18 protein-coding genes are annotated in these 22,380 nt (G+C 34.5%); 14 read left to right on the top strand and 4 right to left on the bottom strand.

The window, feature by feature from the left end:
• Positions 1-85: 85 nt before the first annotated feature.
• Positions 86-2,995, bottom strand: a complete 2,910-nt coding sequence (locus QLQ96_RS10765) for an FAD-binding and (Fe-S)-binding domain-containing protein (protein WP_482496657.1) — start codon at positions 2,993-2,995, stop codon at positions 86-88.
• A gap of 393 nt (positions 2,996-3,388) precedes the next feature.
• Here QLQ96_RS10765 and QLQ96_RS10760 point away from each other — a divergent pair, with 393 nt between their 5' ends.
• Entirely contained in the window at positions 3,389-4,201 is an 813-nt protein-coding gene (locus QLQ96_RS10760) for a mechanosensitive ion channel family protein (RefSeq protein WP_482496656.1), read from the top strand.
• A 201-nt stretch (positions 4,202-4,402) separates the two neighbouring features.
• Here the strand turns inward: QLQ96_RS10760 and QLQ96_RS10755 are convergent, their stop codons facing one another.
• Positions 4,403-5,008, bottom strand: coding sequence for a S24 family peptidase (locus tag QLQ96_RS10755; protein WP_482496655.1), 606 nt, complete (start codon positions 5,006-5,008; stop codon positions 4,403-4,405).
• A 689-nt stretch (positions 5,009-5,697) separates the two neighbouring features.
• Between QLQ96_RS10755 and QLQ96_RS10750 the strand changes: the two genes are divergently transcribed.
• On the top strand, positions 5,698-7,170 hold the full coding sequence (locus QLQ96_RS10750; RefSeq protein ID WP_482496654.1) for a hypothetical protein: 1,473 nt from the start codon (positions 5,698-5,700) through the stop codon (positions 7,168-7,170).
• Positions 7,171-7,644: 474 nt separating this feature from the next.
• Positions 7,645-7,878 carry a hypothetical protein gene (locus tag QLQ96_RS10745; RefSeq protein ID WP_482496653.1) on the top strand — a complete coding sequence of 78 codons (234 nt, stop codon included), beginning with the start codon at positions 7,645-7,647 and terminating at the stop codon, positions 7,876-7,878.
• 55 nt (positions 7,879-7,933) lie between these two features.
• Here the strand turns inward: QLQ96_RS10745 and QLQ96_RS10740 are convergent, their stop codons facing one another.
• Together QLQ96_RS10740 and QLQ96_RS10735 are read right to left on the bottom strand one after the other, a co-directional pair.
• Entirely contained in the window at positions 7,934-8,080 is a 147-nt protein-coding gene (locus QLQ96_RS10740) for a hypothetical protein (RefSeq protein WP_482496652.1), read from the bottom strand.
• Positions 8,081-8,165: 85 nt separating this feature from the next.
• Positions 8,166-9,857 carry a hypothetical protein gene (locus tag QLQ96_RS10735; protein ID WP_482496651.1) on the bottom strand — a complete coding sequence of 564 codons (1,692 nt, stop codon included), beginning with the start codon at positions 9,855-9,857 and terminating at the stop codon, positions 8,166-8,168.
• A 253-nt stretch (positions 9,858-10,110) separates the two neighbouring features.
• On the opposite strand from QLQ96_RS10735, the gene QLQ96_RS10730 reads away from it, so the two are divergent.
• From QLQ96_RS10730 to QLQ96_RS10680, 11 genes are all read left to right on the top strand, one after another.
• On the top strand, positions 10,111-11,319 hold the full coding sequence (locus QLQ96_RS10730) for an anhydro-N-acetylmuramic acid kinase (protein ID WP_482496650.1): 1,209 nt from the start codon (positions 10,111-10,113) through the stop codon (positions 11,317-11,319).
• A 233-nt stretch (positions 11,320-11,552) separates the two neighbouring features.
• On the top strand, positions 11,553-13,124 hold the full coding sequence (locus tag QLQ96_RS10725) for a glycoside hydrolase family 10-like protein (protein ID WP_482496649.1): 1,572 nt from the start codon (positions 11,553-11,555) through the stop codon (positions 13,122-13,124).
• Positions 13,111-14,382, top strand: coding sequence for an MFS transporter (locus tag QLQ96_RS10720; protein ID WP_482496648.1), 1,272 nt, complete (start codon positions 13,111-13,113; stop codon positions 14,380-14,382). Before QLQ96_RS10725 ends, QLQ96_RS10720 begins: the two co-directional genes overlap by 14 nt.
• Positions 14,383-14,403: 21 nt before the next feature.
• Positions 14,404-14,745, top strand: coding sequence for a tetratricopeptide repeat protein (locus QLQ96_RS10715; protein WP_091131146.1), 342 nt, complete (start codon positions 14,404-14,406; stop codon positions 14,743-14,745).
• A 165-nt stretch (positions 14,746-14,910) separates the two neighbouring features.
• Complete coding sequence (locus tag QLQ96_RS10710) at positions 14,911-16,524, top strand: glycoside hydrolase family 3 protein (protein WP_482496647.1); 1,614 nt, start codon at positions 14,911-14,913, stop codon at positions 16,522-16,524.
• 125 nt (positions 16,525-16,649) lie between these two features.
• Positions 16,650-17,288 carry a peroxiredoxin gene (locus tag QLQ96_RS10705; protein WP_482496646.1) on the top strand — a complete coding sequence of 213 codons (639 nt, stop codon included), beginning with the start codon at positions 16,650-16,652 and terminating at the stop codon, positions 17,286-17,288.
• A gap of 236 nt (positions 17,289-17,524) precedes the next feature.
• Entirely contained in the window at positions 17,525-17,833 is a 309-nt protein-coding gene (locus QLQ96_RS10700) for a thioredoxin family protein (protein ID WP_007805605.1), read from the top strand.
• Positions 17,834-17,938: 105 nt separating this feature from the next.
• On the top strand, positions 17,939-18,196 hold the full coding sequence (locus QLQ96_RS10695) for a DUF6952 family protein (RefSeq protein WP_482496645.1): 258 nt from the start codon (positions 17,939-17,941) through the stop codon (positions 18,194-18,196).
• 787 nt (positions 18,197-18,983) lie between these two features.
• Positions 18,984-19,481 (top strand): thiol peroxidase, encoded by a 498-nt coding sequence (gene tpx / locus QLQ96_RS10690; protein WP_482496644.1) that lies wholly within the window; start codon positions 18,984-18,986, stop codon positions 19,479-19,481.
• Positions 19,482-19,489: 8 nt separating this feature from the next.
• Positions 19,490-19,864: a diacylglycerol kinase family protein gene (locus tag QLQ96_RS10685; RefSeq protein WP_345158041.1), complete on the top strand. Its 375-nt coding sequence runs from the start codon at positions 19,490-19,492 to the stop codon at positions 19,862-19,864.
• Between the two features lie 18 nt (positions 19,865-19,882).
• A complete protein-coding gene (locus QLQ96_RS10680; protein ID WP_482496643.1) occupies positions 19,883-22,339 on the top strand; it encodes an FtsK/SpoIIIE family DNA translocase in 2,457 nt (818 codons plus the stop codon).
• The last annotated feature ends 41 nt before the right edge of the window (positions 22,340-22,380 follow it).

The raw sequence follows: 22,380 nt of genomic DNA, 5'->3' as shown, positions 1-22,380 counted from the left end.
GCAAAATCGGCTTAAATCTGTAGAATCTGCGTGAAATAAAAAATAAATCTGCTCAATCTGCCAAATCTGCGAGAGACAAAAAAATCTAAATTTTAAGACAGCTTCTCAAAATACTAACTGGATGTTGCGCTTCTCTTTTTGTTCCGTCGTAAATTTGATGACGACAGCTTGTTCCTGCTGCGGCGATTTTTACATTTTCAGCTGTGTTTCGAACTTTAGGAAATAATGTGTCCTCGCCCATTTGCATGCTGACATTATAATGTTCTTTTTCATAACCAAAAGATCCCGCCATACCGCAACAACCCGAATTGTAAATCGTAACTGTATTATTTTTTGGAAGATTCAGCATGGCGAAAGTCGCTTCAACTGAACTCAATGATTTCTGGTGGCAATGCCCGTGGATTTTAATTTCTTTGGTTTCTTCCGAAAAAGAATCGGCTGTAATTTTACCGTCGATGATTTCTTTTTTGAAAAATTCTTCAATTGTAAAAGCATTTCCAGATAATTTTTCCGCCGCTTCATTATCATCGGCCAGACGCAAATATTCATCTCTAAAAGTCAAAATCGCCGAAGGCTCAATTCCGATTAAAGGTGAATTTCCTGAAACCAAATCTTTGAAAACCGTTACATTATGATTCGCGATTTTTTTCGCTTCTTCCAAAAATCCTTTTGAAAGATACGTTCTTCCACTTTCTTCGTGATCGACAATCAAAACCTGATAACCTAATTTAGTCAACAATTCGAAAGCATCGATTCCGATATTCACATCGTAATAATTGGTAAATTCATCTACAAAAAGATACAATCTTCCGTTTGGAAAATCAGTCGTTGTCGATTTTCGGTTTGAAAACCATTTTCTAAACGTCTTTTTTGCCAATAACGGAACTTGTCTTTCCGGCGCAATTCCCATTGTCTTTTTCACCAAAGACTGATTCGAAATAAAATTCGTAATCGCTGGGAATTTACTTCCCATTTTATTCAATTTGGCGTTGTTGGCAAAAATCTTATTTCGGGTTGAGAATCCGTTTGCTTTTTGATATTGGTATAAAAATTCGGCTTTTAAAGTCGCAACGTCAACATTACTCGGACATTCGCTTGCGCAGGCTTTACAGCTTACGCATAATTCAAAAACTTCGTATAATTCTTTTTGATCGAATTTATTTTCCTTTTCAGAATACGTTAAATATTCTCGTAACGCGTTTGCTCTCGCACGCGTCGTTTCTTTTTCATTTTTGGTCGCACGATAACTCGGACACATTGCGCCTCCCGCCGAAGGTAATTTTCGACAATCGCCTGAACCGTTGCATTTTTCGGCAGCGCGCAGAATTCCCAAACTATCAGAGAAATCCTGAAATGTTTTAATATCTGGTTCAACTCTTCCCGAAATTACACGATGATTTTCGTCCATTTTCAAGGCGTTTACAATCTTCCCGATATTCAAAACCGAATTCGGATCGAAAGCCAATTTCAGTCTTTTCAGCAACTCATAATTCTTGTCGCCAATCATAAACGGAATAAACTCACCGCGCACGATTCCGTCGCCGTGTTCACCGCTTAATGAACCTTTGTATTTTTTAACCAAATGCGCCACATCCGTCGCAATGGTTCTGAATAATTTTAAATCTTCTGTTTTCTTCAAATTCAAAACCGGACGAAGGTGCAATTCTCCCGCTCCAGCATGCGCGTAATAAATCGCTTCTTGCCCGTGACTTAACATCATCGCTGAAAATTCTGCAATATAAGCAGGCAAATCACTCAACTCAACCGCCGTATCTTCAATGGAATCGGCTGCTTTGTTGTCGCCTACAATACTTCCCAAAAGTCCAAGACCGGCTTTTCTAAGTTCGTTTGCTTTGTCAATATCTGCGCCGTAAATCTTTACTTGCGCGTATCCAAAATTATGTTTTTCTAAATCTGCAATTAAAGCATTGGCTTGTTTTTCGGCATCTTCTAAAGTGTGTGAAGCGACTTCAAACAACATAATTGCTTTTGGTTCTCCAACGAGAAAAAATCTGTTTTTTACGTGTTCCCGATTGGTTTTGGTACAATCTAAAATCGTGTCGTCGATCATTTCGCAAGTGTACAAATGATGTTTCATCGCCACCACAACCGACTCTAACGATTCCTGAATCGTGTGATAATGCCCCACAACCATAATACTATGCGGCGGAGGCAAATCGTCGACTTTCAGTGTAACTTCGGTTGTAAAAGCCAAAGTTCCTTCGCTTCCGCAAAGCAATTTTCCAAGATTTATGGTTGGTTCAGTTCCTCCAAATAATTCCGATTTTAGCAAAATATCAACGGCATACCCTGTATTTCTTCTGTGAATTTCGGGTTTCGGAAACTGTTTTACGATTTCTTCCTGCGCTTCTTTTATTGAAAGCTCGTCGTAAATCGTTTTGTATATTTTATTTTCTAAAGAATCGCCTTTTGTTTTTTCGATAAATTCATCCGAAGTCAGGTCTTTAAAAACCACTTCAGAACCATCGCTTAGAATTGCTTTTACCTCAGCAATTTTATCACGCGTAACACCATATCGAATCGAAGTTGTTCCCGAAGAGTTATTTCCCACCATTCCGCCAATCATCGCACGATTTGAAGTCGATGTAATAGGCGCAAAAAATACGCCGTGAGGTTTTAAAAACAAATTCAGCTCATCGCGAATTACGCCCGGCTGAACCGTAACGGTTTTCTTTTCGGCATCAAACGAAATAATTTTAGTAAAATGCTTCGAAACATCGATCACCAATCCGTCGCCAACCGCTTGTCCTGCCAATGAAGTTCCAGCAGTTCTTGGCGTAATCGAAATATTGTGCTGCGCCGCAAACCGAATCAGTTTTGCAATATCTTCTGTTGTTTTAGGAATTGCCACCGCATTTGGTTTTATCCTATACACCGAAGCATCTGTAGAATAAAGGGTTTTATGAAGCTCATCGAATAAAAGTGTGCCTTCGAGCGTACTGGCTAATTGCTCTAAATGAGATTGCGTCAACATGTAAATCGTGCTTTTTATAAAAATATTTCCTGAAAAAACTCAGACCGCAAAGATAAAAATATAGCAGGGCAAAATGATTCTATTTTGTGAATTTATCTAACAACTTCGTCATATTTTATAAAATTCTGAGAGAATACTGTAAGGCATTCCAGTTACTAAAAAGGTAATTTTAAGATTTTGCAAAGTTGGATGAAAATTTAAACACATAGAAACATAGATTTATTTCTTTAAATTCTGAGAATAGTTTAAAAAATCTAGATTTTAACACATAGCATTTTACGTTAAGCTATGTGCTTTTAAATAAATGAAATGCCTTTAAACGCAAAGAAAAACTATGTCTCTATGTGTTAAAAAAATCAACTCAGAGTTTTAAATATTTTACGCCTCATTATTATGGAAAATTTCTTTCAGGACGTCATCAATCACCTCGAAGGGTATTACAATAGCATTGTCGATCTTACGCCAAAATTTATTCTGGCGATTTTGGTCATTCTCGTTTCGTGGTTTATCGCAAGCCGTGTGGGTATTTTTGCAGGAAACCGACTCAAAGCGAAAATGCACGATCGTCTTCTGGCGGTTTTTATTGCCCGTCTAATTAAATCTATTTTGATTATTATCGGAATCTTGTTTATGTTCCGAATTATTGGTCTTGAAGGCGTTGCGCAAAGTATGCTTGCAGGTGCGGGAATTTCGGCTTTTGTAATTGGTTTTGCGCTGAAAGATATTGGCGAAAATTTCCTTGCCGGAATTCTGCTGGCTTTTAAAAGACCTTTTTCTATTGGCGATATTATTGAAAGCAACGGCGTAAAAGGCGAAGTCATCAACCTCAACCTTCGCGATACCGAAGTCAAAAGCGATTCTAAAATCATTTATATTCCAAATGCGCTTCTTATAAAAAACACGCTTATCAATTATAACAGCGAAGGTTTTCTGCTCCAGACTTTTACGGTCGGACTTGAATATGGTTCTGATTATACTCGCGCCATCGAACTCGTAAAAGAAATTCTAGGAAACAGCGAAGACGTAACCGAAAAAGACCACGAAAACGCCGCCGTAATTACCGATGTTATTGCTGGCGGTATTATTCAGCTTAATATTCGGTATTGGGTTAAAACCGCTTCAACGACTGAAAATTCAGAATGCCGTTCTAAAATTATTGCTGTGGTTTTGAAGAAGTTGAAAGAGAATGGCTTTGTGCTTAAATAAGGGGCAAAGGTTCAGAGTTACAAAGTGACAAAGGTTTTTCTCTTAATTGTCATCCTGTGCGATCCCGAAGCTTCGGGAGAAGGCTTGTGAAACTTAAAATTTTCGCAACGAATTTTCACAATTTTGTCATTTCGAGGAACGAGACGTAAAATTCTAAACGAAATCAAGAAATCTAAAGATCTTTTGCTAAAATATTTTTAATCACATCGTAGTTTTAGTAATTACCCCTTTTATGATAAATATTTTTTTGATCAGAGATTTATGAAACTCTCTTTCTTCATATTTTGGGTTTTCTGATGAAAGAAGCCAATATTCATCGCTACTGCCTTTTTTGATATAATTAAGGAAAACCTGATCGTCGCCTAAAACCACGACATAAGCATAACCGTAATTCATATATTCTGTGTTGACTTCCTTAATCCCGATAATTTGTCCGGGGCAAAACTCAGGATACATGCTGTCACCATAGACATTGATAAATTCTATCTCTTCGTCCCAATCAGGAAGACTTACGGGCAAGCGTTTTAGTTTGTCTTTTTTTAGGCTTTTTTCAAGACCTGATTTTACAGAAACATCAGGATAATAATAGCCTGTGAGTTTTTCTGAACTCAAATTTCCAATTTCATTTTTTGTGTTATCTATATATTTATCAAAAACAGAACACAATATTGGGTGTTTTGAAGCAGGTATTTTTTTTCCCTGCTCCCAGTTTATAATTGTATTACCTGAGACACCAATTAAGGCCGCAAATTCTTTCTGCGTAAGCCCTAACAACTTGCGTTTTTCTCTTAACTCTACAGAATCCATTTATCTTTTAAAATCATAAAAACACAGTATTGTGTAAAATTTATTACAAAAAATTTGCAAATACACAATATTGTGTATTATATTTGTCACGATAAACTTACAGTATAAAAATATCCCGCAGAAAAAACCTGCCGATTTTTGAATTTCTGTAAGTATATAAGACAAGAAAAAGGTTTAAAAGTAGCTAAATAAAGTAAATATTTTTTGAATTAACTTAAAGAATTTACGTTTAGCAGGCTTTGAACAGCTTAATAATGCCATTTTTAAAAAGGTTATCAGGACAATTGACAAATACCACTCCGCAATTGTTACCTCCTTTTTATTAAACCTTCCAAAAACACATCAGGGAAACTTTCAATATTAGAAAGCAATATTTCAATCTTTTCAAAAGCAACAATAGTTTTAAAGCAAAATTTAGAGGGGAGTCTATACAAATTCGTGTTTAACTATTGAGAAAACAATTACCGCCCAATTAATTATTGCAAAATCAACCTAACCAGATCATGCAATAAAGCAATGAGATTCTTCTCAGCTACTTATTGGGCGCGATTGTTTTCGAATTCTCAAAAAATACATTTTTAAAGTGAAAAAAGAAGCTTTTTTCATCGGGCATTTCTATGCTCATTTTTAAAAAATTAGAAGTAACAAATTGATATAATGATTTTTAACAAGCAATAATAATAACCAAAATGAATACTAAAATCAATACATTTATTGGAGTACTAACCATACTCCTCGCCTTAAGCGCAGAAAACACCATTGCACAAGTTGGAATGCCAACCAACAACCCTCAAAGAAATGCACAATTGGATTTGAATGGTGCCAATAGTCAAAACAACAAAGGTTTACTATTGCCAAGAGTTTCTTTGGTTTCCACCGATAATGTAGCGCCACTTATAGGAACTGTTCTTTCTGGTATGAAAGTCTATAATCTCGCTACCGCAGGAACTGGCGCAACAGCCGTTTCACCTGGGGAATATTACTACGATGGCACAAAATGGGTGCGCATTGCAGCCGAAGGAAGTGGGGCAAGCAACACAGAGCCTTGGTACAATTCAGCTACAGATATTGCAGCAACTAGCAATACACAGGATATTTATCAAATGGGAAATATTGGTATTGGTATGAAAGCAACAAAATCGAGATTAGGTATTTGGAACGGAAATACGGCTGTAACTATTGATGGTGGAAATATTGCTTTTAACCGTGAAGCTTATGATGGACATATTTTTGACCCAACACAATCTGCCTTTCAAATAAATAAATTTAATAACAGACTTGATTTTCAAGTGTACAAAGGCGACGGAAGCAATGTTGCTTGGAATGCTATGTCTATCGGAGAAAACGGTAATATTGGTTTTGGTATGTATCCAAAAGATTTAGCGGCTCAGATAGGAATTGCCAGAGGAGGTTCTTTTACTTCACTTGGTGCAGGCGCTATGGGTTTTAATCGTGACGTAGCAAATGAGGCTATTTTTGATAAAACAAGTCCAGCTTATCAGATTACTAACGACAATTCTAATCTTGCTTTTTCAGTATACGATAAAGATGGTCAACATGTTAATCTTCATGCTTTTGCTATTGCTTCGAATGGAAATGTTGGTGTAGGTACTGGAGCACCAAGCGCAAGATTTGAAGTTAATAACGGTGCAACTTCTGGAGCTATTAAAATTGTTGATGGGACGCAAGGAGCAGGTAAAGTATTAATGAGTGATGCCAATGGAGTAGGAACTTGGAATGGCATTGCTGGGGGACTAGCAGATACCTTTACTGCTCCTCCTGCACTACTGAATCTTAGCAATAACAGTACACTAGGCATCTTTGGTTTTCGAGCTCCAGCAACAGGTCGATTCAGAGTGGAAACGCGATTGTGGTTTTTAGTAGTTGGTTTGGCAGCTAATTCTTCAAGAACACTACCTTTTCATATGCGTGTAGTAGTTAATGGAGTAGTAAAAGATGAATTCGAGATGTATTGCCCTACAACAGATATACCTGGAAGCGGAGGTAATATAACGTTTAATCTTCCTCTTCATACAGGAAATGTTAATGCAAATGATTATATTATAGTTGATATGAGATGCGGTTGGGGAACAGGTCTATCTGCTAGGTTTAATAACACAACTCGATTTACAAGTAGTCAGTGTGTTTTAGTCTACGAATAATATTTTTTTAGGAATTAATTGCGATAAGAGCACAAGGTTTTAAATCTTGTGCTTTTTTTGTTTTTGTTAGGGTTATTTTTCACAATCTTGTCATTTCGAACGAAGAGAGAAATCTCCGCAAGCAAAATCGCAAATCTTTGTCGAGCTTCTTGCGGAAATTTCTCGTTCCTCGAAATGACAAACTATCTGGAAATTTACCTCCATTTATCTTTTCTCAAAATAACGTTTTATATTTACCGCGCAGAGATGATTTACTGCTGGAAATAAAATTGTTCTTTCTAAATGAATATAATATTTTTCTTACTTTTTATTGTTTTTTTTTGATACATTTACAACTCTTAAACTACAACATTAAGAACGAAATAAGATTTGCCCTTGTATTATGTGTGCGGTATCGGAAACGACCGTAAGCGCTGTTGTAGGCGTTAGAAACACTAATTTACAAGGGTTTTTTATTCTTAAACTACAACATTTATGAGTACCAACACAGTTTCAAAAGAAATCGAAATCAAGCTTTTGAATTTCTTCAACGACAGAATCGATCCTTTAGACATGGCTAAAACATTAAGGCAAGTAAATTTTACACTGGCATTATGCGTTTTGAGCGAACATGAAACATTTCAAAGCGAAATCTTCAAACTAAGAGACAGCTTTTTCTGGCTCAATGAATTAGCAGAAACTTTAAATCCTTATTTGGAGGTGGAGTGATTTAAAATGTTAAAACCAATAAAAAAGCCGCTTTATTTAAAAGCGGCTTTAAAAATTAAAGCTTACTGCAACGACTACAAAGAGGTTTTCCTCCAGTTCCTGATCGAAGATTCTCTTTCTCAATGTTGTTACCCTCAGTACAACTACTGTTGTTGTGATGCACAGCTTGTTTTACGCTGTAAAATGGAGCTACTTTCGCCATAATATTATGTTTTAAAATTAATATCGAGAAAGTTAACACGCTATAGTTTTATTATTTTACGGAAATCCATAAAACAAACCCATCTTTATTCTTCAGGCATAATTTTACCAATTTCCTCCATCAACATTAAAGGTGAACTGTATTTTATTTTATTTGTTTTCCAATGGATAAAAACATTAAATGTTCCTATCCTATCAAAAATATCTTTATGATTTGTAAGTGTATTAAAGTATTCGTTAAGACAATTATTCAATTTCAATCTTTTATCTCTAAATAGGTCTTGAAATTTAATAAAAGAATCTAAATCTATCATCGTAAGATTTTCAACATTTTTAAGATGATCTACTCCCTTGTCTTCTAATTGTTTTTTAAATTCTTTATTAAGCATATAATTAATACCAGCCAAGTTAAATGAAAAATCTACGTAAACAATAATTGGATATATAATTGCATTTTGATAATCAAAAGAATCAACTTTTTCGAATTCACCATTTCTAATTAAATCAATTGAGTTTACTAATTGAGTAATTCCTTTAGGCTTCCCCTGTTCGTTTTGAACAAATTTTTTAAAAATTTCAGATTTTATTAGTTCTAAATCATAACTATGTTTTGCACCAGCAGCTAAATAAACATTCTTGAATTCAAAAAGATATATTTTTCCTTTATCCCGAATATAGTAATCAGGCTCAGCTTTTATATATTGCTTCATAAATTCACCTTCAAATTTTACATAGCCTGATTTTTCAAATGCAAAATTCATTACACTATAGAACAAACCATTTTCTGAAAATTCATTTCCGAAAATTCCTAAAAAATCTCCTGTGCTCCTTATTAACTTTCCTTTATATGTAGCGGAATTTTTTAAAAGAACTTTTGCAAAATCAAATTGTATTCCTTGATATATTTTATCTACTAAAAAATTTAAATTTAAAAATGCAAAATTAGTTTCGTCAATTTGATAGACAGGTTTTTCCCTTAAATTCAAAAAGTCTATTTTTGGCTCATAATTTATAGGATCAATACTCAAATCTTTCAAAAAATTAATAACTTCTGGGAATTCTTCAGGTACGTTTATAACAGAAGGAGTTTTTAATTCTTCAAATCTTCGCACATATAAAGTTAATAGCTTTTTTAAGTATTCCTGCCATGAAGGAAGATTATACTCATTTAGAAATATTTTCAAATATTGTTCAAAATCAGCATTTTTTTCGCAAAATTTAAAAAAATATATGGCTTTAATAAATTGAATTCTAAAATCTTTTAATTCTTGAACTTCTTGATATGGTATTTGAGAAGGTAATAGAACTTTTATAAGATCTAATTCATTTTTAATTTCTGAAAGTTCAAAGCTTGGAGATTGTTTATTAATCCATTCCTGACAGCATAGTAAATAAGCCTTAAAAAGTTGTAATTCTTGTATTGGTGTTAAATCTTCAACAATTTCTAAATCATTGCCATTTGATAAAATTTTTTCAACAAAAATTAAAAGTGAAGCGTTATCAAGAAATGAATAAGTTGAATTCTTAGTTTTTACTCTTTGCATAAATTTTTCAATATATTGATGCACATTAAGTGGTAACCGTTTTACCCACATATTTAAGAATTCAATTTGTAAATCTCGCTCCCTTTCTTGTGAATGCAATTGAGCCATAAAATAGCCCAAAATCTGTAATGAATTTTTTGTTGGGATATCTTTCAATAACTCGGTGATATCAATCGTTTCATAATCATCAAAAATATCTTTATAACCAATTGCCACATTTACTTGAAACCCCATGTATCTATTAAATTTAATTTATATTATCTACTATCAAAATCTGTAATTCATCAAAAATATAAATTATCAATTCTAAAAAAACAGGTACATATACCTGTTTATCCATTAAAAAATCAAATAAATTAAACAATCTTAAAAAATTATCTCCAAACAATCAAAACCAACAAAAATTTCTCTTTTTTCTAAATTTATATCCGAAATAATCCCATTTTAGCGTTATCAATATACTGACTATTAAAAACCATCATTTTAAATGAATAAAAATATATCTGCACTTTACAATATAGCTCAAAAAGAAACCCGAAAAATACTCGGTTTAATGTCTGGAACTTCTCTCGACGGACTTGATATTGCTTTGTGCGCTGTTTCTGGTTCTGGCGAAAACACAGAGGTAAAAATCCTAGAATTTGAAACGATTTCTTATTCTGAAGACATTAAAAATGAAATCAGAAAAGTATTTGCCAAGAAAACAATCGATTTTCAGCATTTGGCTTTATTAAATGAGTGGATCGGAATATTGCACAGCGGCATGATTAACGATTGTTTAAAAAAATGGAATATTTCGTCAAGCGAAGTAGATTTAATTGCTTCGCACGGACAAACGGTTTTGCACGCGCCGAAGTTTTTGCATCAGCAGGAAAAATTTCCAAATGCGACTTTACAAATTGGAGACGGTGATCATATTGCGGTTAAAACGGGAATTATCACGCTTTCAGATTTCAGACAAAAACACGTTGCGGCGGGTGGCGAAGGCGCGCCTCTTGCAGTTTACGGCGATTATTTATTGTTTGGAAAAAAAGGCGAAAACCGAATCATGCTCAACATGGGCGGAATCGGGAATTATACTTATCTCCCAGCCTCTCTAAACGCCGAGGAAGTTTTTGTAACCGATACTGGAACGGCAAATACGTTAATCGATATTTTCACTAAACATTATTTCCCTGAAAAAAGTTACGATAAAGATGCCCAAATCGCGCAACAAGGAACTGTAAATCAAGAACTTTTAAGCGAACTTAAAAATGATGATTTCTTCCAGAAAAGCTTTCCAAAAACGATTGGACAAGAGTTGTTTAATTTCGATTTTGTGCAATCGGCTTTGGCAAAATTGAATTTAGAAAACATTTCGGCATCAGATTTGCTGGCGACTTTAACACGTTTAAGTGCAGAAACGATTGCAGAAGCAATTTATTACAGCATAAAAAATACTCCAATTCCAGCAGAAGATTTTCATATTTATATGTCTGGCGGCGGAACAAATAATCCGTTGTTGGTAAAATGGTTAAAGGAATTATTGCCTTGTCAGTTTCACACCAGCGACGATTTGGGTATTTTAAGCGATGCCAAAGAAGCTGTTTTATTTGCGCTTTTAGCGAATGAAACCGTTTCTGGAGGCGATTATAATTTCGGAAACAGCAAAGGAATTCCATCGGTCACAATGGGAAAAATTTCGTTTCCTGATTAAGAAAAACTGCCACGAATTACACAAATTGGCACGAATTATTTTTTTGCCACAGCTTAACGGATTTTAAGGATTAATCATTTTAATCTTCTAATCTGTGGCTAAAAAATGGCCACGAATTACTCGAATTTTCACGAATTATTTTTTAAAAGAATAATTAAGAACAAAAATTAGTGCAATTAGTGTAATTCGTGGCAAAAACAAACTATTTTTGATTCCTGTTAAAAAACATTGAAATGCATAAAAATCAGCACTTAATATATTTTCTTTTATTTTCATTTTTCATTACTTCGATTACACATGCGCAGGAAAAAATAATGTATCCTAAAAATGAATTTAGAGGTGTCTGGATTGCAACGGTTGTTAATATTGACTGGCCTAAAACAGCAATTGACAATGTTGAAAAAGAGAAAGCTGATTACCTTGAAATTTTAGAAACTTATAAAAAACTAAATTTTAATGCTGTAATTGTTCAGGTTCGAAGCGTTGGTGATGCGGTTTATCCTTCAGATTTTGCGCCTTGGTCTCGATTTTTGACAGGAAAAGAAGGCGTAGCTCCAAACCCGTATTACGATACATTGGCTTGGATGATTGAACAGGCTCACAACAGAGGTTTTGAATTTCACGCTTGGCTGAATCCTTATCGCGCGACTTTCGATTTAAATAAAAACCTTTTAAGTCCAAATCACGATCTTTTTAAACATCCAGAATGGATGATTGAATACGGCGGAAAATACTATTATGATCCCGCTCTTCCTGAAGTTCAAGCGCATTTAACTAAAGTCGTAAAAGAAGTAGTTGACAAATATGATATCGACGCGATTCATTTTGACGATTATTTTTATCCTTATGCCGTTCCAGGAAAAACATTTAACGACAATGCTTCTTACCAAAAATTTGGTTCAGGTTTAAGCCGTGCCGATTGGCGCCGTGCGAATGTGAGCAACTTTGTACATGCTATTTCAAACACCATTAAAGAAAGTAAACCGTGGGTTCAATTCGGAATCAGTCCGTTTGGGGTTTGGCGAAATAAATCTCAAGATCCTAGAGGTTCTGAAACGCAGTCGACTTCAAATTACGACGATTTATACGCAGATCCTATGTTGTGGATGGACCAAAAATGGATCGATTATATTCTGCCGCAATTGTATTGGAGCATGAATAATCCGAGGGCTTCGTATTCAAAATTAGTGAAATGGTGGTCTGAAAACTCCAATAATACAGCGGTTTATATTGGTCACGCTACATACAAAATTAGAGCTGACGGAGATAAAAACTGGAATTATATGACTGAAATTCCAACCCAAATTGATTATTTAAGAAGTTTCAAAAATGTATCTGGAAGCGCTTATTTCAGTTCAAAATGGTTTATGGGCAAAAACTTTGATGTTGTTCGCCATTTAGAAGAAAATCAATATAAATATCCTGCGCTTCCCGCTGCAGTTCCAAATTTAAGACATGTCATTATTGATACGCCAAAAGTATTGGAGTACAATAAAGACAGCATTAAATATAACTTTACATTCAAAAGTCCGCTGAATACAAAAGTTCGTTATATGGTGGTTTATGGAGGCGAACATATTTCGAAAATTGACGTTAACGACGCGACAAAAATCATCGAAAAAGTAACGGTTAAAGAAGTTGACGGAAAAATCTATTTCGCAATAGCGGCCGGAAAACTGAATCTTTATAAAGCCTGTGCGGTAACTTTTATTGATTATTATGCCAACGAAAGTTCTCCAATTGCAATAGATTTAAAAAAGCCATTAAAAAACTATATACCAGCTCAACCAAATGAAAATAGATAACAAACCTTGGTTTTGGATTCCGCTTCTTAACTTCGCTTCTGGATTGCCGTATGCCATAATTATTTCCGTTTCGGTAATTATGTATAAAAATCTAGGGATTTCTAATGAAGATATTGGTGTCTACACCAGTTTGCTTTATCTGCCTTGGGTTATTAAACCGCTTTGGAGTCCGCTTATTGAATTAATCGGAACCAAAAGAAAATGGTTTTTGTTAATGCAATTCATCATTTCAATTGCTTTCATACTGGTCGGTGTCACTATTCCGACAAATGGGTTCTTCATTATGACTTTGTCTATATTCTGGGTCGCAGCTTTTGCTTCGGCTTCTAACGATATTGCAAGCGATGGTTTCTATTTATTGGTTTTGCCAGAAGACAAACAATCTTTCTTTATTGGTATCAGAAGTACTTTTTACAGACTTTCGATGCTTGCAGGAAACGGATTGGTTGTGCTTTTTGCAGGTTATTTAGAACATAAATTTGGAGACAATACCAAAGCTTGGTCTTACACCATGATTTGCGTTGGTTTATTAATGACATTTATAACAATTTATAATTTCATTTTCACACCAAAAAACGAAATCAATACTGTAGCAAATAAAGAAACCGTACACCATCAGGATTTTGGAACAATTTTCATCAGTTTCTTCAAGAAAAAGCAAATTGGCTTAATTCTGGCTTTTATCTTGGTTTTCAGATTAGGAGAATCTCAATTGCTTAAAATGTTAAGTCCGTTTTTATTAGATTCGAAAGAATTAGGCGGAATGGGATTAGATACTGAAGCCGTAGGAATTATCTACGGAACTTGCGGTGTTGCAGCCTTAACTATCGGAGGTATTTTAGGCGGAATCGCAATCTCAAAACAAGGCTTGACCAAATGGATGTTTCCAATGTTTTTAGCAATGCACCTTCCAATTTTAGGATTTATATTATTGGCTTTCTTTCATCCTACATCAATTTATTATATTTATGCCGTTGTAATTGTAGAGCAATTCGGTTACGGTTTTGGTTTTACGGCCTTCATGATGTTTTTAATTCATGTTGCCGAAGGAGAATCAAAAACAGCACATTATGCACTGGCAACTGGTTTTATGGCATTAGGAATGATGCTTCCGGGAATGTTAAGCGGTTTTATACAAAAATATTTAGGCTATCAAAATTTCTTTATTTGGGTTTTCTTAGCTACAATTCCAGGTCTTATTTTATCACGTTTTTTAATTTTCCCGAAAGATTTTGGGAAAAAATCAGAAGAAGTTTAAACCCCAAATCAAACTTTACCTATGGAAATCAATGAAAATTTGCAGAACGAACGCAATCTGAAAGGATCTGAGTTCGAGAAAAATGGAAATCTTGAAAAAGCAATTGAGTTGTATGAAGAAAATGTTGCGGAAGGCTTTAAAGGAAATCATCCTTACGATCGATTAGCAACGATCTACAAAAACGAAAACGATCTGGACAATGAAATCCGCGTTTTAGAAAAAGCAATTGTGGTTTACGAAATTATCACCATTGAAGACCGATTAGAAGGGTTGCCAAAACTTTTCCGTTTCAAAAACAGATTGGAAAAAGCAATTGAAACCAAAAAACAATTAGCAAAACAAAAGAAAGCTAAGTTGAAATAACTAAATTAAGCTAATTTTCTTTTACCATTAAGAGATTAAGTTGATGAAGCTTGGCTTAAATTACTTAATGCCTTAATGGTAAAAAACAACTATACTATAAATACCGAATTATCCGCCTTACGAGGAAATGGATAATAGTATATGCATGAAAAAGACTTTATAATAATGAAAATTACAGCCGAAGCATTACGACAAAAAGTAGGACAATTTTTCTTTCCTGCAGTATTCATGAACGATACCGAAGAAAATATTCAGGAAACAGAACGCCTTATTGCAGAACATAATATTGGTGGATTGACCTTTTTTCACAGTCGTGCGAGCGCTGCGACAAATTACGAAAGCAAGAAAAAAGTTGTTTTTAATGATGATAGTTACGAAAAAATCAAAGCCTTAATTGTTCGTTATCAAAAAGCCGCTCCTACTCCACTTTTAATTAGTATTGATGCCGAATGGGGTTTGGCAATGCGAATCGAAAAAACACCGCAATATCCGTATGCAATTACGCTTGGCGCTTTACCAGAAAATAAATCAAGATTGGTTTATGAAGTTGGAAAACAGATTGGTTTAGATTTAAAAGCAGCTGGGATTCAATATAATTTATCGCCTTTGGCAGACATCAATAACAATCCGAATAATCCTGTAATTGGCTATCGTTCTTTTGGTGAAAACAAAGAAAAAGTAGCCGATTTTGCAGTTGAATATTTAAACGGAATGTCGGAAGTTGGAATTTTAGGTTGCCTAAAACACTTTCCCGGACACGGAAATACGAATGTCGATTCACACTTAGGATTACCGGTTTTAAAAGAAACTTTAGAAGAATTATTAGAAAACGAATTATATCCTTTCATTAAAGGAATAGAAAATAATGTCGATTCGATTATGATCGGACATTTGGCTGTTCCGAGTTTAAATGACGGAAAAGATACTTCGGCAACTTTATCAAAAGCAGTGATTCAAGATCTTTTGCGCGACAAATTGGGTTATGACGGTTTGGTAATTTCTGATGCTTTAAACATGCACAGCGTTTCTAAATTGTACGAAACAAAAGGTCAATTAGAATGGGAAGCTTTCAACGCTGGAAATGATGTTTTATGTTTCGCCGAAAATGTTCCAGAAGGAATTGAAGCTATATATAAAAATGCATCGCCAGATCGTATTTTTGAAAGTTATAACAGAATTATGAAAGCTAAAGAAAAAGCTGGAATTCTTTCTGGAAATACGGCCGTTTCGGGCGAATTAAATTTCGAAAAAACTTCCGATTTAAATCTTGAAATTGCTCAAAATGCAATTACCAAAATAATCGATAATGGAATTTCAGATTTAGCTTTAGAAGCTCACAAAAACAATAAATTAGCTAAACTGAGTTTGTATAAAAATACTGAGAATACATTCTTCAAAACCTTAAATACCAAATTATCTTCACCAGAATTTGCTTTTGAAAGTTTAGAAGCTTCGGATATTTCATCAATTAAAAATGAATTAGAAAAATTCGAAACGCTTATCATTTCATTATTTGTTCCGAAAGCAAAACCTTTGAATAATTTCGAAGTAAACGATGAAGTTTTAAAACTGCTTTCTGATTTACTTCAAACAAAAAAATGCATTGTTTACGTTTTCGGAAATCCATATGTTTTACCACTTATTCCGAATCTGAAAAAGGCTTCTGGATTAATTCAGGCGTATCAAGATTTTGAAGAATTTCAAAAAACAGCAGGAATTCAATTTTTAGACAAAAATAGCTGGAACGGTGTTTTACCCGTAAATATTGATATTCAATAAATTACAATTTAAAATAGTCAAAACTTATCAACTTATAAATTTTTATAATCACATCTTATTGTAAGTACCTGCACTTATGCCCTACTTTTGCACCAGAAATAAATTTTTAACGTAAAACGAATATTATGTCTTTAGTAGGAAAAAAATTCCCAAGTATTGCAGTAGATGCTATCTCAGAAATGGGTGACAATTTAAAAATCAACATTTTTGAAGAAGCAGTAAACAACAATAAAAAAGTACTTTTATTTTGGTACCCAAAAGATTTTACTTTTGTATGTCCAACTGAATTACACGCCTTTCAAGCTGCATTACCAGAATTCGAAAAAAGAAATACTATCGTAATTGGTGCTTCTTGCGATACTAACGAAGTTCACTTTGCTTGGTTAAACACTGCAAAAAACAATGGTGGAATCGAAGGTGTTACTTACCCAATCTTAGCGGATACAAACCGTAACTTAGCTAACATCTTAGGTATTTTGGATATCGAATCTACAAGCTATAGCGAAGATACTGATTCAGTTATCATCGAAGGTTCAAACGTAACTTACAGAGCTACTTACCTAATTGATGAAACTGGAAAAATTTTCCACGAAAGTGTAAACGATATGCCATTAGGACGTAACGTAAACGAATACTTAAGAATGGTTGACGCTTACACACACATCCAAACTAAAGGTGAAGTTTGTCCAGCAAACTGGGAAGCTGGTAAAGAAGCAATGTCTGCTGACAGAGTTAGTACTGCTGAATACTTAAGCGCAAACTAATTTTTTATAGAGGTACAAAGGTTCAGAGGTACAAAGTGGCAAAGGCTTTTTTGCTGCGAATAACAAAGTCTAAGACTTTGCCCCTGAACTTTTGTTACTTTAAAATCCTTTCTGATTAAATACAACAAAGGTCAAAATGCAAAACAACCTGGTTTTGCAGAATACTTAAAGGCAAAGTTTCTAAAAACTTTGTCCCTTTGAACCTTTGCCACTTTGAACCTAAAAAAAATAAACAAATGTTAATCGACTTAAACGAAGATACGTTAGCAGATTTAGTTGCTAAAAACGAAAAAGTAGTAGTACAATATTCAGCTTCATGGTGTGGAAATTGCCGTATTATGAAACCAAAATTCAAAAAATTAGCAACAGAAAATGAAGCTATCACTTTTGTTTTGGTTGATGCAGAAAATTCTCCTGAATCAAGAAAATTAGCTAATGTGAGCAACTTGCCTACTTTCGCTACTTTCGTAAACGGACAATTAGTTGGCGAAACGCAAACTAACAAACAAGAAGTTTTAATCGACTTAGTAAACGCAATTGCTTAATTAGATTGGTTAGACTGACTTAGATTTTTAGACTTCAGATGCTGTCTATGAAATTTAATTAGGTCTAAGAAGTCTAAAATGTCTAAAAATCTAAGAAATCTAAACATGAAATTACCAGTAATTAAGCACTTAACGCAATTCATTGAAGAAAACGATCAGGATTATATCATTGAAACGATCGAAGTCCTTGAAGCGATGACTGAAATTTCTTCTCTTAAAGACGAAGAATTAGACGTAATCGGCGAATTGATTTCAAATATGTACGGTGCCCTTGAAGTGCAAAAACTTATCGCGCAAGGAACTGATAAAAAAGAAGCTTTAAATACGTTCATGAAACGTGTTTTAGGTTCTATCGATAAATAAATCGATCTCTTTTTCAAAGAAAAAACAAAAAAACATGACTGAGAAAGCGTTTCTATTTTAGGGACGCTTTTTTTTTAGTCGCAGTCGCGGTTTTCAGTCTCAGTCTTCACGCATTGTCAGGCTGAGCGAAGTCGAAGCCCACGCGAGTAGCTCCACAATCTGAATTAAAACTTTGACAAAGCTAAACCCACTATCAACATAAATCTAAAATCTACATTCTAAAATCTAAAATCATTAGGGCGAGCCACCATTAGGAAAAGGGGCCAAACACACTTTGTCTACATCAGCCCCTTTTCCTAATGCTGTCGGGCTATCCGCGCTACTTCGGTAGCTAGCTCCTATCCCTCTCGCGAGCAAACGGTTTCAATTGAAATCTCTGGTCTAACGTTTCCTAACAAAGAAAAAACAATCAATTGCCTCCAGCTTTAGCTGGAGGTAGACAAATAAGTCACGAAATGGCTTTAGCCGAAATGCGCATTTTTTGGCTAAAGCCATTTCTTTCACCTACAAAACCTCCAGCTAAAGCAGGAGGCAATTGAAAAATAAACTTTGTCAAAGTCTAAAAACTTTATCAAAGTTGAACTCAAAGAGTGCAAAAACCAGAAGAACAATATTCTCCTAAAATAAAAGTTACTATCTAGAGATAATCTGCTAAAATAAATCCCAAATTCGTGAATTCATGACTATCAAAACAGAGTCCTTAATCTCTCCTTAAACCGTTAACAAATACTTTTAGATTCAAATATTAATCCTTACTTTTGAACCTCATTAATTTTAAACAAAAATCATGGCATCTATCACATTAGGAGGAAATCCAGTTCATACGTCAGGCGAATTGCCAGCAGTTGGATCACAATTAGCTGACTTCAAATTAGTTCAAAACGATTTATCAGTTGCTTCATTAAGCACTTTCGCTGGTAAAAAATTAGTTTTAAACATCTTCCCAAGTGTTGATACTGGAACTTGCGCAACATCTGTTAGAACTTTCAACGCAAGCGCAAGCAATTTAGAAAACACTACTGTTTTATGTATTTCTAGAGATTTACCTTTCGCTCAAAAACGTTTTTGTGGTGCTGAAGGTTTAGAAAATGTAGTAAACTTATCAGATTTTCAAACAGGTGCTTTCGGAAAAGCAAACGGATTAGAAATCGTTGACGGACCTTTAGCAGGTTTACATTCAAGAGCAATCATTGTTGTTGATGCTGACGGAAAAGTTCTTCACACAGAACAAGTTGCAGAAATTGCAAACGAACCAAATTACGAAGCTGCTTTAGCTGCACTATAATACCCTTTATGGAATTTCAAAAAGACAATACTTTTGTTACAGGCCGTTTAAAAAGCATGACTTATGCTTTTAACGGCGCTGTAAAATTAATTAAGACCGAACATAGTATTATGGTTCAATTTTCATTGGGAATCATAATGACTATTTTAGGTTTTTATTTTCATATTTCACAAACCGAATGGCTTTGTCAAACATTGGCAATCGGTTTAGTTTTAGCTATCGAGGGATTAAATACCGCAGTTGAAAAAATTGCCGATTTTATCCATCCTGACTACAGCAAACGAATCGGTTTTATTAAAGATATTGCTGCAGGGGCAGTATTTTTTGCTGCAATGACTGCAATAGCAATAGGCTTGATTATTTATATTCCAAAATTTATTTAGGCAAAGGAAAACGCAAGAATGGCAAAAAGTAAAAAAGAAACTGTAGAAAAAAAAAACGACAAACAAGAAGGAAATAAAAGATCATTTAAGATATCCAAACAGCAAAAATTTGTTCTAGGATGTCTTTTGGTTCTTTTTTCTATTGCACTATTGGTCGCATTTATTTCTTTTTATGTTAACGGACAATGGCAAAATGATCAAAGTGTTGTAAATCAGCTTGGAGATCGCACTGAAGTGGCTGAAAACTGGCTAGGTAAATTCGGAGCTTATCTTGCCGATTTGATTATCTACAGAGGTTTCGGACTTGCTTCTTTCATTTTTGTACGTTTATTTTTCCTTACGGGAATGTTTTTAGCTTTGGAGCTTTCGACCCATAAACTAAAAAACACTTGGTTTTGGGATATTTTCGCCATTATTATCGTTTCTGTACTATTTGGTTTCTTTGCTACTTCTGCACCAGAATTAGGAGGAACAATCGGTTATGAACTAAATTTATTCCTTCAAGATTACATTGGAAAAACAGGTACTTTGCTTACGCTGCTTTTTGGTTTAATTGTTTATCTGATTTTCAAAATCAAATTATCTCCAGAAAAAATTCAGTCGTATTTTGATTCTACAAAAAAAGAACTAAAATCAGAATTAGACACTTTAAAACCAGCTGTTCAACAGCCTGAAAGCGCTTATAATCTCGAAGAATTTTCTATTAAAGAAGAAGCAGAAGAAGAAAATGATCCTGAATTGGATAATATTCATCTCAAAACTGTCGATTCTCAATTCGAAATCAACAAAGAAGCTTTAAAACCGACCATTTCTCATTCATCAGAAATCGAGTTAACTCCAACTTTAAAGCCAATTCAACCGCCTACACAAATTACAGCCACACCAGAGGAAGCATTTGTAATAGAAAAATCGGAAGAAGAGGACATTATCGAAGAAAACTTAGCTTCTCGCCTAGTTGCAGATTTCGGCTTGTTTGATCCAACTTTGGATTTATCAAATTACAAATTCCCAACCATCGATTTATTAAAAGAATATTCGACTGGCGGAATTACAATTAATCAGGAAGAATTAGAAGAAAATAAAAACAGAATTGTAGACACGCTTCGTAACTACAAAATTGAAATCGCACAGATCAAAGCAACCGTTGGACCATCAGTTACTTTATATGAAATTGTGCCAGAAGCAGGCATTAGAATTTCTAAAATTAAGAGTTTAGAAGATGATATCGCTTTATCATTATCAGCGCTAGGAATCCGTATAATTGCGCCAATTCCTGGAAAAGGTACTATCGGTATTGAGGTTCCGAACAAAAACCCAACTATGGTTTCTATGAAGAGCGTTATTGGAGCTGCGAAGTTCCAAGAAGCCGAAATGGAATTGCCAATTGCATTAGGAAAAACTATTTCTAATGAAACTTTTGTTGTCGATTTAGCAAAAATGCCTCACTTATTGATGGCTGGAGCAACTGGGCAAGGAAAATCTGTTGGATTGAATGCCGTTTTAACTTCGCTTTTATACAAAAAACATCCAGCAGAAGTAAAATTCGTTTTGGTTGACCCGAAAAAAGTAGAGCTTACGCTTTTCAACAAAATCGAAAGACATTATTTAGCCAAACTTCCTGATACAGAAGACGCTATTATTACAGATAATGCAAAAGTTGTAAATACTTTGAATTCACTTTGTACAGAAATGGACAATCGTTATTCTTTATTAAAAGATGCGATGGTTCGTAATATTAAAGAATACAACGAAAAATTTAAGTCTAGAAAATTAAACCCAGAAGCGGGTCACCGATTTTTACCATATATTGTTTTGGTTGTCGATGAGTTTGCCGATTTGATTATGACTGCAGGAAAAGAAGTCGAAGTTCCGATTGCGCGTTTGGCTCAGTTAGCACGTGCTATTGGTATTCACTTGATTATCGCAACACAAAGACCTTCTGTAAACGTAATTACTGGTTTAATTAAAGCCAATTTCCCTGCCAGAATTGCCTTTAGAGTAACTTCTAAAATTGACTCAAGAACAATTTTGGATACTCAAGGTGCAGATCAGCTTATTGGACGAGGAGATTTATTATACACAAATGGAAACGACGTGACTCGTGTTCAATGCGCTTTTATTGACACGCCAGAAGTCGAAAAAATTACAGATTTTATTGGAGGTCAAAAAGCTTATGCCACCGCTTATTTGCTTCCGGAGTTTGTTGGTGAAGAAAGTGGCATTAATCTTGATATAGATATTTCCGAAAGAGATACTTTATTTAGAGAAGCAGCAGAGATAATTGTCAACGCACAGCAAGGTTCTGCCTCATTATTGCAAAGAAAATTAAAACTAGGTTACAACAGAGCCGGACGATTGATCGATCAATTGGAAGCAGCCGGAATTGTTGGTCCGTTTGAAGGCAGTAAAGCCAGAAGTGTAAATATTTTAGATTTAAGTGCTCTTGATCAATTTTTTAATAATGAACAAAATTAATCCAATCATGAAAGCAAAAATTCAAGAAATCAATAACAATT

The organism is Flavobacterium sp. B167r (assembly GCF_056824315.1).
Note: the sequence above shows the minus strand (reverse complement) of the source record. Positions and strands in the feature narration are given on the sequence as shown.